At 42.9% G+C, this 12,489-nt stretch carries 10 protein-coding genes; 5 read left to right on the forward strand and 5 right to left on the reverse strand.

The window, feature by feature from the left end; genetic code table 11:
- The first annotated feature begins 17 nt into the window (after nt 1–17).
- The 5 genes from tssM to G8D99_RS00215 all read left to right on the forward strand — a co-directional run bounded on the left by tssM (nt 18) and on the right by G8D99_RS00215 (nt 6,486).
- Nucleotides 18–3,863, forward strand: a complete 3,846-nt coding sequence (tssM, locus tag G8D99_RS00195; RefSeq protein WP_166321483.1) for a type VI secretion system membrane subunit TssM — start codon at nt 18–20, stop codon at nt 3,861–3,863.
- A gap of 35 nt (nt 3,864–3,898) precedes the next feature.
- Complete coding sequence (gene tagF / locus G8D99_RS00200) at nt 3,899–4,858, forward strand: type VI secretion system-associated protein TagF (RefSeq protein WP_166321485.1); 960 nt, start codon at nt 3,899–3,901, stop codon at nt 4,856–4,858.
- Nucleotides 4,859–4,905: 47 nt separating this feature from the next.
- Nucleotides 4,906–5,628 carry an OmpA family protein gene (locus G8D99_RS00205; RefSeq protein ID WP_227554269.1) on the forward strand — a complete coding sequence of 241 codons (723 nt, stop codon included), beginning with the start codon at nt 4,906–4,908 and terminating at the stop codon, nt 5,626–5,628.
- A gap of 31 nt (nt 5,629–5,659) precedes the next feature.
- Nucleotides 5,660–5,926, forward strand: coding sequence for a PAAR domain-containing protein (locus G8D99_RS00210; protein ID WP_166321487.1), 267 nt, complete (start codon nt 5,660–5,662; stop codon nt 5,924–5,926).
- Nucleotides 5,927–6,012: 86 nt separating this feature from the next.
- On the forward strand, nt 6,013–6,486 hold the full coding sequence (locus G8D99_RS00215; protein WP_166321489.1) for an NF045616 family extracytoplasmic (lipo)protein: 474 nt from the start codon (nt 6,013–6,015) through the stop codon (nt 6,484–6,486).
- A gap of 252 nt (nt 6,487–6,738) precedes the next feature.
- On the opposite strand, the gene G8D99_RS00220 is transcribed toward G8D99_RS00215, so the two are convergent.
- The 5 genes from G8D99_RS00220 to ribF all read right to left on the reverse strand — a co-directional run bounded on the left by G8D99_RS00220 (nt 6,739) and on the right by ribF (nt 12,400).
- Nucleotides 6,739–7,281, reverse strand: a complete 543-nt coding sequence (locus G8D99_RS00220) for an NADPH-dependent FMN reductase (protein WP_166321491.1) — start codon at nt 7,279–7,281, stop codon at nt 6,739–6,741.
- 200 nt (nt 7,282–7,481) lie between these two features.
- Nucleotides 7,482–7,964 carry an FKBP-type peptidyl-prolyl cis-trans isomerase gene (locus G8D99_RS00225; protein WP_166321493.1) on the reverse strand — a complete coding sequence of 161 codons (483 nt, stop codon included), beginning with the start codon at nt 7,962–7,964 and terminating at the stop codon, nt 7,482–7,484.
- On the reverse strand, nt 7,957–8,496 hold the full coding sequence (lspA, locus tag G8D99_RS00230) for a signal peptidase II (protein ID WP_166321494.1): 540 nt from the start codon (nt 8,494–8,496) through the stop codon (nt 7,957–7,959). The genes G8D99_RS00225 and lspA overlap by 8 nt, the downstream gene beginning before the upstream one ends.
- Nucleotides 8,489–11,335 carry an isoleucine--tRNA ligase gene (ileS, locus tag G8D99_RS00235; RefSeq protein ID WP_166321496.1) on the reverse strand — a complete coding sequence of 949 codons (2,847 nt, stop codon included), beginning with the start codon at nt 11,333–11,335 and terminating at the stop codon, nt 8,489–8,491. Before ileS ends, lspA begins: the two co-directional genes overlap by 8 nt.
- A gap of 63 nt (nt 11,336–11,398) precedes the next feature.
- On the reverse strand, nt 11,399–12,400 hold the full coding sequence (ribF, locus tag G8D99_RS00240) for a riboflavin biosynthesis protein RibF (protein WP_166321498.1): 1,002 nt from the start codon (nt 12,398–12,400) through the stop codon (nt 11,399–11,401).
- Nucleotides 12,401–12,489 lie beyond the last annotated feature (89 nt).

Raw genomic sequence — 12,489 nt, forward strand, 5'->3', positions numbered from 1 at the left:
AAAAGAATGAGAACATAATGTATATAATTCTAGGCTACTTGTGGCAGTACGTGACCAACCCAAAGGCAATTATTGCATTGTCTTTATTTGTTGCGTTGGTGTCTGCCTATAGCACCATTCCAAAACAATATTTTTGGCCCCTTGCTGCAGCCTATGTGCTCGGCTTGATCGGCTATGGGATCTATTGGTTGATTCAGCGTAAGCGCCATGCTCAGCAAGGGGAAGAGCTGGCAGAAGCAATTGAAAAAGATACGCAAGCTGAATATGGTAAACAAAAAGACAAAGATGAACTTCAGCTTGTTAATCAACAGATGAAAGAATCGATTCAGTTGATTCGTAAGTCAAAACTGGGCGATAAAAAGGGCAATGCTGCACTGTATGAGTTGCCTTGGTATATGGTAATTGGTAACCCTGCGGCAGGTAAAAGTTCCGCGATTTACAATTCAGGGCTGAAATTTCCTTTTGAAGAAACTCATCAAACCGCCGTGTCTTCAGGTTTAAGTGGAACACGTAACTGTGATTGGTTCTTTTCCACCGAAGGGGTGTTACTGGATACCGCTGGGCGTTATTCGGTGTATTCAGAAGATCATTCTGAATGGATTGGCTTCTTAAACCTACTGAAAAAAAATCGTTCTAAAGCGCCGATTAATGGCTTGATCGTGACAGTCAGTATTGCGGAATTGGTGAGTCAAAGTCCTGAAAAATCACTGAAATTGGCCAAAAACTTACGGGCAAGGATTCAAGACTTAACTGAACGTTTAGAAATTTTCGCGCCAGTGTATTTAGTCTTCTCGAAAATGGACTTGATTGCGGGCTTTACCGAGTTCTTTGATTGCTATGATCAAGACGAATTTGATCAGGTCTGGGGTGCGACTTTACCCTATGATCCAGACTCCTCCAATAATGCCGTTGAGCTGTTCGAACAGCACTACAATATTTTGTACGATGGCTTAAAAAGTGTCAGTACCACGCATTTGAGTCGTCGTCATGCTCAGAATATTTCGCCAAGCGTGATGACCTTCCCCTTGGAATTTAAAACCCTGAAACCGGCTTTGAAAACCTTTATTGGCACGCTGTTTGAAGAAAATCCTTATCAGTTTAAACCGGTCTTCCGAGGGTTCTATTTCACCAGTGCATTGCAAGAGGGCACCATTGAAAGCCCAATGACTGAGCAAATTGCCCAAGAATTCAGACTGACCAAAATTCCCAACAGTGAACATGGTATTCCAAAAAATTCAGTTTCACAGAACCATGGTTATTTCTTAAAAGGCCTGTTTTCCGATGTGATTCTCAAAGATAAGAACTTGGTCAAACAGCACATCAATACCGCTAAAAAACGCCAACGTTATTTGAGTTTTATTGCGGCACTTTTGGGGGTGTCGGTCATTTTAGGGCTATGGGTGTGGTCGTATCGCAATAACCAACAATTGATTGCCGATGTTCAAGCGGATTTGAATAAAGTGGTGCAGATGGAGCAAGCCTCTGGGCAGCAACTTTCGACGCAACTCGATTCATTATTGGTGCTGCAACAACGCTTACAACAATTGGACGATTTCAATGAACATCGGCCACTGAAGTTTGGGTTTGGTTTATATCAAGGCAATCAACTGCGTGAAAAGCTCAAAACTGAATATTTACAAGGCGTGAAGCAGATTGTACTTGAGCCATCGCAACAAAATATGGCGCAGTATCTGCAACGTGTCAAAGCCAATGAAGCGACTTTGAGAAGTAATCATGTCAATGTCGAAATTGCGCAAGCCGCTGCACGACCGCAACAAAATTTAACCGAGCCATCGGAAACCAATCCGCAAGATGCTTACAATGCCTTGAAAGCCTATTTGATGATGAGCAATCCAAAGTATATGGAAGCGGGACATTTAAGTGATCAAGTGACTCGTTTCTGGCGTTCGTGGTTAGATTCAAATCGTGGGCAAATGCCACGTGGTGAAATGATTCAAAAAGCGGAACAAGTGCTGAGTTATAGCATGACCTTAGCCAATGATCAGAAGTTCCCCGTGCTCAATTCAGACTCGCAATTGGTCGATCAAAGTCGTCAAGTGTTGTTATCTGTGATGAAAGGCATGGCGGCACGTGACCGGGTTTATAACGAAATCAAAATGCGAGGCGCTGTGCGTTTCCCTGCTTTAACCACAGCACAAATTGTGGGTGAAGCAAATCGTTCAGTGGTATTAGGTTCTTATGCTTTACCGGGCATTTTTACCGAGAAAGCATGGTCTGAATATGTTGAAAAAGCCATTGATACCGCAGCCAACAGTCCGACTGAAACTCGTGACTGGGTACTCAATGCCAATCAATCGGATGATCTGACCTTTAGTGGCAGTCCGGATCAAATTCGTAAACAACTTACTGACCTATATAAAAAAGAATATATCGCGGAATGGCGTAAGTTCTTGGGCAGCATTTACTATGCAAAAAACAATGCCTTTGCACAGCAACGTAAATCCATTGATTTATTGGGTGAACCACAGAATTCACCGATTCGTATTTTGATGGAACGAACAGCCAAAGAAACCAGTTGGGACAATCCTGTGGTACAAGCAGAGTTGGCTGCGCCTAAAACCGGATTTGTGGCATGGTTTAAACGCAAAGTGCTCAGACAAGATGCCGACAATGCAGCCGAGCGTGCTGCAACGCAAGCACAAGGACCGATTTCGAAAGAATTTAATGTGTTCTATCAGTTGGTGCGTAAACGTGATGATCAACAAAACAAATCACTATTAGATGAATACTTGGACAGTCTGGCTCAAGTGCGAAGTAAGTTTAATGACTTAAACAATGCCGGTGATGTGGGTCCAAATGCAATGGCATTGGTGAAACAAACCATCAATGAGCAAACGTCTGTGTTTAACACCACACAGAAATTGGTCGATGAAAAATTGTCTGTTGGGCTGAATGAAGCAGACAACAAGATGGTACAAAAAATGTTGATCAGTCCACTGACGCAAGCCTTTGAAAGTTTGATTATCCCAACACAGGATGAAATCAATAAGCTCTGGACCATGCAGGCCTATCAACCTTTTACCCAGACTTTGGCGCAAAAAGTACCATTTAATACTTCAGCGTCGATTCAAGCCACCAGTGCTGAAATTGGTCAGATTTTTGGAGAGGGCGGTAGTATTGCTAGTTTCGTTAAAGAAACACTTGATCCTTTTGTGATTCGTCGTGGCTATACCTTAACGTCTAAAACGTGGAAAGACCAAGGCATTATTTTAAACCCGCAATTTGTGATGAATTTCCAACGCTATGTGACGCCGTTAAATGGGACGGCGACGGGTAATTTAGCGGGTGGTGCAGCGCCTGTACCGGCGGCCAATCAATCTAATTTCCAGTTCTATCCATTACCGAATCCACAATTGTTGTCGTATACCATCGATATCGATGGTCAGCGTTTGGTATTTGAAAATGGCATTCAGCAATGGGTCAATTTCGTTTGGCCGAATGCAGGCGCTATTCCGGGTGCACGCATTACAGCGGTAGATTTAGAAGGCAAAACCCATACCATTTTTGATGCACCGGGTGAGTACGGGATTAACCGTCTGATCGATTCATCACAGCGCCGTGAGCAAAATGGCGTAGTGGAAATGACCTGGGCAAGCGCGCAGCAACCATCCGTTGCTGTAAAAGTCAATTTCCGTTTAATCAGTGGTAATTCAGGACAAGGGGGTAATCCAAGCGTGGGTTCAAACCGAGATCTGAATGGTGTGCAGTTGGTGGATAAAGTCACCACCAATAAAGCCACGGTACGTGTTGTTTCAGCACAACAAGCCCCTGCATCGGCAGCTGTCGCAAATCCTGCAACAGCCAATGCCTTACAACAAGCATCTCGAGGAGCAACACCATGATCAGTCAAGGATATGACCTACAGGGAGTCGTCTAGATGCAGCTGATTAAAACCACACCGCTGTATTACGGCAAAAGCCCTGCGCGCGGTGATTTTCTCAAGACCAAGGGGCAATATGCATTGATTCAAGTGATTGACCAGTGGATTACCGAAGCGCTCGAGCATGCCATGAAGCATGCTGATTTTAGCGAAAGTTATCGGACATTGCCGTCTTTGGATTTCTTTATTGCTAATCCCAAAGAAAATATGTTCTTGACCGCAAACCTGATCACCAGTCAAGACAGTTCAGGTCGTCAGTTTCCGATGGTGTTGAGTCATTTGATCGAGGTGGAGTCACCTTTTCAGAATTTACTCTTTGCACCCTATAGTTACAAACCCGTATTGATCGATTTATTTCAAAAAAATCGCGTGATTCGGACGGTCGGCGATCCGGATATTTTGTTGGATAAACTGGCAAAACTCTCCAATGAAATTCAGATTTTAGATCCTGCTGAGACCAGTGGTTTCTTTGAAAATCACACTATGCATTCCTTTGCACAATTGATGAAAATCAGTGTCTATGAACTTGCACAAAGCATGATTGGCTTAGGTTTGCTGTTACAGCCAGTATTGCAACATGGCACGGCAAAGTTGAATAAGGTGCTGATTTTGCCGATCAATAACCCAAGTTACTGTTACGAAATTGCCGCGTTCTGGGTCAGCTTAATTAGTCGGTTTTTGTCGAAGCACAATACTGAAGTATTGATTGGGATTTTACACCATGACAATCCGGTGCTTCTGTTTGGTTTTCAAGGGGCAGACATTGAAGCTTTAAGTGATATTTTCACCCAAAACATGAGCAGTGAACATTGGGTGTCTTTGGTTCAAGCACAGTGGATTGATCCCTATTTAGAGCAAAATGCCGGTTTAGCAGCACTCGAGCAAGGGCTGTGCGAGCGCCAATTAAGTTTGAATCAAGGAATGAAAATCTTCCGACAAACCTTTATAGAAGAATAATGATGATAAAACATAAATTATTGAATCCGGTTAAACTGAGTCTGTTGATGATCGGGCTAGGATTCAGCGGATTAAGCTTTGCCAAAGACATTATTGTCGAAGGCGTGGTCCCGAATGAAACCTCAAAACAAGCCATTCTTGCGAAAACCCGGTTGGTCTATCCACAAGATCAAGTGATCGATAAAATTCAAGTACGTCCAGTCTCAGCACCCAATGGCTGGAGTGATTCAGTCACCAAAGTGATTACCTCAGACTTAAAGAAAGTCACGCAAGGCAAATTAAGCGTTAAGGGAACGCAGGTGGATTTAAGCGGTAAGATTTTGAATCAAGCCGAGATTCAACCGATCACCGATAGTTTTCAGACCTTAATTCAAGCGCCATATCGGTTTAGCTCACAGCTTTCCGTCAATCAAGCCGAACAAGCTGTGGTGGATAATGCCTTAAAGAATCGTATTATCGAGTTTGAATCAGGTAGTGACGTATTGACCCCAGTAGGTACGCAAATTTTAGATGAAATGGTGGTTGCGCTGAATCGAGTTCAGGGTAAAAATGTAAAAATCATTGGGCACACCGATAGCCAAGGGGATCCTACCAAGAATCAACCTTTAAGCTTGCGACGTGCGGATGCGGTAAAAAATTATCTGATTGCCAAAGGCATCGCAGCCACCCGTTTAACGGTCGAAGGGAAAGGGTCTCAAGTGCCTGTCGCTGATAATGCAACGCCTGAAGGACGTAAGAAAAATCGTCGTATTGAGTTTGAAGTTTTATAAAATTCGATCATAAAAGAATAAGGACAAGACTATGGCATTTCCCTACATTACCATTGGCTCACCGACCACCGGTGGCGGCAAAGTGATTTCAGCAAATACTTCATTTTTAATTGAAGGCAAAGCAGTGGCTTGTGTAGGGGATAAAGCCACTTGTCCGAAACACAATACAGTCACCACCATTGTGGCAGGGGACAATAAAATGTTGGTAATGGGCAAAGCTGCCGCACAGCATAATTCGCCTTTGGCCTGCGGCTGTAAATGTATAGGCGATCAAAATCTAACGGTAGGGCAGAATTAAGCTAGCTTTCTCATTATCAAAGTGTATTTTACGTGTGCCTTTTGATGTAACCGATTTAGAAATATGCTGCGTGTTTGAGTGAGCCTATGACTAAAAAATTATTAAGCTTTTTACTCATATTAATTACTCAACAGGCAACCGCACAATCCTTTCTACCCTTATATTTGTCTATTAAAGAAAACATGATTTGTGTCTATACCCATAGCGATGCCAGAAAAAGTATGAATAACGACATATTGGTCTATATGGGAAAAATAGAAAAAACTGCGGCTTTTAAAACCTCATATTCGAAAATCTATAAAAACATACATCATCCAAATAATGAACAAGATTGTTTAAAGATTCCAATTCGTTATTTTCAAATAAATAAGCCTTATGAAGTATGGGTTGAAGCTGACACGGTCTATAAGCGAAGATTTTGTCTTTCAAATCAGGCAAATAAAATTCAATTCACAGAAATTGTAAATGGGTATTCATGTGGAAGAGATGAATATGACTATTCTGGGAAAAACTTTTTTGAAAATATTTTAATGTGGTTGAAGAAAATTTTGAGTGGATGAATAAATAGACAGCATTAAAAAAGCCCCAACATCCTGTTGGGGCTTTTTTAGATTCGTTGCGAGGTTCAATATCCTATCTCACCTTTTTTATCGCATCCTGCTTTGTCATTTATTTTTATTTTCTGAGACATCCTATCTCTGTATGGTTTAAATATAAGCTAAATAAATTGGATGGACTATCCGCTAAAGGCAGAATCATCTGTACGCCTGAGCGTACAAGCTTGATTGCGCTTTATACATCGATCTTATGCATTAAGCACTCACATATTGAATGATACGATCTATAGCAGTTTTCAGCGCTTTGTCATCAAACTCATTACCTTTGAATGTTTCATCACGATTACGCGCAAAAATATCACGAATCTCAACCGTGGCATTGCTATCGACTAAGCCCAGTTGTGTGCCCACTTGACGGATTTGATCGATGGAACGTGAACCGTTTGACCCACCATAGCTGACATAGGCGGCTGGTTTGCCTTGCCATTCTTTACCGAGGTAATCCAGCGCATTTTTCAGTGCAGGACTATAGCCGTGGTTATATTCAGGACTAATGAAAATAAAAGCATCGCCTTTGGCAATATAATCTGCCCATTCTTGTTGTTTCGGTTGGTCATAAATGCCAGTGAGGGGTGGATTTGCACCTGCAAACATGGGCAGATCCCATTCTTTTAAATCGACCAATTCTGTTTCGACTGTATTAAACCCATAACTTTGAATTGATTTTTCGATCCATTTTGCCACTTTAATGGCGGTACGACCTTCACGAACACTACCCACTACAATATAAATTTTCATGTATTGTCCTTTTATAATCTTATAGATGAATTAAATTTTGATCAGTGCTTGATAGCATAAGTTGCCGCTTAATCTTTGAATATGATCAATTTGTAGTTTTTATTTTTGTAACATGCGTTGTCATGCTAAGCCTTAAAGCTTTGTTCAAGCCAATAAAAAAAGCGCCCGAAGACGCTTTTTAAATCAATGTGAGCAAGCCCTTACATCAATTTAACCCCTTGTTGACCTGCAGGGGTTACTTTGAAGATTTCCACTTCAAAGGTAATGTTTTTACCCGCCAAAGGATGGTTAAAGTCCACTTCAGTGATGTCCTCACCGACAGTTTTTACCACACCGTATAGGCTCTGTTTGGCTTTGTCTTCAAACTCGATCATATGACCCACCACAGGGGCTGGGTCAAATTTTACCGTATCGAATTTTTGGACATTTTCAGGGTTCCATGGGCCGAAAGCATCCTCAGGAGGAAGGCTGACAGTACGGCGGTCACCTGCACGTAAACCAAAAAGCGATTTTTCAAAACCTGGCAATAAGCTACCGTCACCCATGACCAAGCTTACTGGCTCTTCACGGCTACGGGTGTTGTCAATCTCAACACCATCTTCAATGGCAACAGAGAAATGCAGTAAAACTTGTGAACCCGCTTCAATACGGGTTTCTTCGTTTGGATTAATAAAATCAGTCATGTTGCGCTTCCGCACGTTGAACGCGATGTTTTTCTAGGAAAAACGTATCGACTAAAAGCAGAATAGTCCCAAGCGTAATGGCACTGTCTGCAATATTAAAGGCAGGGAAATGATTGTTTTGATAATACACGTGAATAAAATCGACCACATAACCGAGGCTCACGCGGTCGATTAAATTGCCCACTGCACCGCCCAAAATCAAGGCAATAGCAATCGGAAGTACTTTCACGGTTTTCGGCATACGCATCAGCCAAAACACAAAAATCAATGACACCAATCCTGCCAATGAAGTAAAGAAATAACGTTGCCATCCACCGGCATCGGACAAGAAACTAAAGGCAGCGCCGTAGTTATGTAGCAATGTCCAATTTAAAAAGGGCAGCACAGGCACAGGATCTGCATAAGTCAGATGTGTCGATGCAATCCATTTGGTCCATTGATCCAAAATAATGGCAACAATGGCTAAACCCACCCACACCAAATTGTGTGGGTAGAATTGGAATAAGCCCTTTTTATCGTGTGGATTAGGCATATTTTCTCTCTTCGCCTTGACCTGTAGGAAGGTTAATAATACAACGAGAACAAAGACCTGGGTGTTCGTGATGTGTATTTACATCAGGAAGAACGTGCCAGCAACGTACACATTTCTCACCATCAGCCGCCGACACTTTCACGTTTAGACCTTCCAGATCAGACGCCTCACCTTGTGCCGCATCAAAGCTATTCACAATCACTTGAGAGGTGATGAGGACGAAACGAAGTTCATCACTTAATTTATCAAGCACCGCTTTCAGCTCATCATTCGCCCATAGTTCAACTTTGGCAGACAAGTTAGAGCCGACAGTTTTTGCTGTACGTGCTGCTTCAATGAATTTATTCACTGCAGATTTCACCGCAATCAAAGTTTGCCATTCAGCTTCAGACAAAATATTCGCTGTAGACGATACAGGAATGTCATACCATTCAGCAGTGAACACATATTTCTCTGATTGTTCAGGAATCAATGGCCAAGCTTCTTGTGCTGTGAAGCTCAAGATTGGTGACATCCAACGTACAAAGGCTTGTACCAAATGGTACAACGCTGTTTGTGCAGAACGACGTGCTTGAGAATCCGCTTTGGTGGTGTACTGACGGTCTTTGATGATGTCTAAGTAGAAACCACCTAAGTCATTGATACAGAAGTTGGTCAAGGCATTGGTCACGATATGGAAATTCATATCTTCATAGGCTTGTTGAATCGTTTTCTGTACTTCCGCAGCACGTTGTAAGATGTATTGATCAAGTGCGATCAATTGATCGACAGGCAATGCATCCGTTGATGGTTTGAAACCATTCAAGTTGGCAAGCAAGAAACGCAGGGTATTACGGATACGACGGTAACCATCTGATGCACGGCTAAAGATTTCTTTACCTGCGGTCATTTCATAACGGTAATCCGCAGAAGCGATCCAGAAACGTAAGCCATCTGCACCCATGTCTTTAATAATGTCTTGTGGCGTGATCACGTTACCGATCGACTTCGACATCTTACGGCCTTTTTCATCGACCACAAAACCATGTGTTAACAAACCTTTGTACGGTGCACGTTCATTGATTGCGATAGACGTTAATAATGATGATTGGAACCAACCACGGTGTTGATCTGAACCCTCAAGGTACAAATCAGCAGGGTCAGTTAAATCTTCACGGTCACGTAGCACGGCAAAGTGTGTTGTCCCTGAGTCGAACCAAACGTCTAAGGTGTCACGCACTGCATTATATTGTTCAGCATCATCACCGATGAACTCGCGAGCTTCACGGTTATACCAACCATCAATCCCTTCTTGCTCAATCAGTTTGGCCACTTCTTCGATCAGTTCAGGCGTACGTGGGTGCAACTCGTTGGTGTCTTTATGCACAAAGAATGGAATTGGCACGCCCCAAGTACGTTGACGTGAGATACACCAGTCTGGACGACCTTCGATCATCGCCTCAATCCGGTTTTTACCCCAATCTGGTACGAAGCTGATGTCATTTTCAATCGCATTCAATGCTTTTGAACGTAAACCTTTGGCATCCATGCTGATGAACCACTGAGGGGTTGCACGGAAGATAATAGGGGTTTTATGACGCCAGCAATGTGGGTAGCTATGCTTAATCACCACATGCGCCCAAAGCTTATCTGCTTCGGTTAACGCCGCAATAATTTTTGGATTGGCCTTGTAGATGTGTTCGCCCGGGAAGATTGGTGACGTTGGTAAATACACACCATTACCACCGACTGGGTTTTCAACTTTCAAGTTGTACTGTAAGCCCACTTTATAGTCGTCTACACCATGGCCCGGTGCTGTATGTACCGCACCTGTACCGCTTGCATCCGTCACATGCTCACCCAAGATCACAGGCACTTGGCGCTCGGCGATCAGTGGATGTTGCAGCAGTAATTTCTCAAGTTTCGCACCTGCAAATTCTGCAATCACTTCTACGTTACTAAAGCCATAACGTTGAGTCGCTGACTCCACCAATGATTTTGCTAGAATGAAGTTTTGTGCTGCTTTGTCTTCGCCAGTCGCTTTCACCAATTGGTATTCGATATCTGCATGTAGTGCAACTGCTTGGTTGGCAGGCATCGTCCACGGCGTGGTGGTCCAGATCACGATATCTGTGCGATCTTTAACTTCAACGCCTAAACGTGCAGATAAATCTTTTAGATCAACAACAGTAAAACCAACGTCAATCGCATCTGATTTTTTATCTTCATATTCAACTTCAGCTTCAGCCAGTGAAGAACCACAGTCCAAACACCAGTTCACTGGTTTTAGACCTGGCTCGATATGACCGGCTTTGGCAATTTCACCCAAAGCACGCACAATGCCGGCTTCTTGTTTGAAATTCATGGTCAGGTAAGGATTGTCCCAATCCCCGAACACACCCATACGCACAAAGTCTTTCTTTTGAAGTTCGACTTGAGTGTATGCATATTCACGGCAAGCTTTACGGAAAGTTGAAGCATCAACTTTGACGCCCACTTTACCAACTTTTTCTTCAACTTTGAGTTCGATCGGAAGACCGTGGCAGTCCCAACCTGGAACATAGGGTGCATCAAAGCCATCCATGACACGGCTTTTAATGATGATGTCTTTTAAGACTTTATTGACTGCATGACCTAAATGGATTTGACCATTGGCATACGGAGGGCCGTCATGCAGCACATATTTTTTCTTGCCAATACGCGACGCACGAATCTGCTGATAAATGTCATCGGCATACCACTCTTCTAACCATTTCGCTTCACGTACTGCCAAATTTGCTTTCATTGCAAATTCAGTACCTGGGAGGTTTAGCGTGGCTTTATAATCCACTGCATTTTCAGGAGTTTGCTTATCGCTCATGCAAGTTTTCTTCCAATATTATCAGTCTAAAGCTGACGCGTTTTACATTAAAATTCGGGGGTTTTAAAAGGGAAATTTGGGGGTGTTTTGGCGAAACTCAAGCAGCTTCAACACATCATCATCAATTCCCGCTTTTAATGCTTCAAGCGAAGGGTAATTCTTTTCACCATGCACATAGTTCAAGAATGTCACCCGCATTAACAAGCCATACAGATTAGCAGAAACATCGGGAAAATGTACTTCTAATCGCCATTCAGGATGATCTTGCTGAATAGCTGGACGAGTACCCACATGTCCAGCACCAAACAATGCTGTTGGTGCATAACCTGCGATTCCAGTTTGATCTGGACTTTCAGCTTTCACCTTGTCTTTCAATGACGTACTTTCACAGCTCACGTCAACACCATAAATGCCATGTAAACATGGACGCAGTCGGTTTAAACGCACATTGATGGTCGGAAAATTAATGGTACGTCCAATTTGGTCGCCGTATTGCACACGACCGGTGATGCTATACGGACGCCCTAATAATTCAGCCGCACGAGCTAAATCTCCAGCTTGTAAGGTTTCACGAATCAAGGTTGAACTGACCCGTTCTCCATTGACTTCGACATTTTCAAGGTCCGTCACATGGAAGCCATAATTGCGTAAGAAAGCACTGTTGCCTTGGCGGTTTTTACCAAAATGATGGTCTTCGCCCAAGACTAAGCTTTTTGTATTGAGTTTATATTTGAGTATGTCGGCAAATTCTTCCGCACTGAGGTTACGAAAGGCATTGTCAAATTTAGCAATGACAATGTAATCCACACCCAATTCAGTCAAATATTCGACTTTTTCACGTAGCGAAGAAATCCGCGGTGGGGCTTCATAACCTTTAAAGTATTCAAGCGGTTGTGGTTCAAAGATCATTACCGCTGTTTTAAGTTGTTGTGCTTGGGCGATGTCTTTGAGTTGTTGCACCATCGCCTGATGCCCCAAATGCACACCATCAAAATTGCCAATCGTAACGGCAGTTTCGGGCAATTGAGAATTTGGCGCTAAAGCATTCAGACGGAGCAGCTTCATGGGCGATTTTGTGACTAAAATGAATTTGGGCTATATATTGCCATATTCTCACGCTTTCGTCTTGTTGTTGTGTTTTTACTCAAGAAAAT

It is taken from the genome of Acinetobacter lanii, from assembly GCF_011578285.1.
GTDB lineage: Bacteria > Pseudomonadota > Gammaproteobacteria > Pseudomonadales > Moraxellaceae > Acinetobacter > Acinetobacter lanii.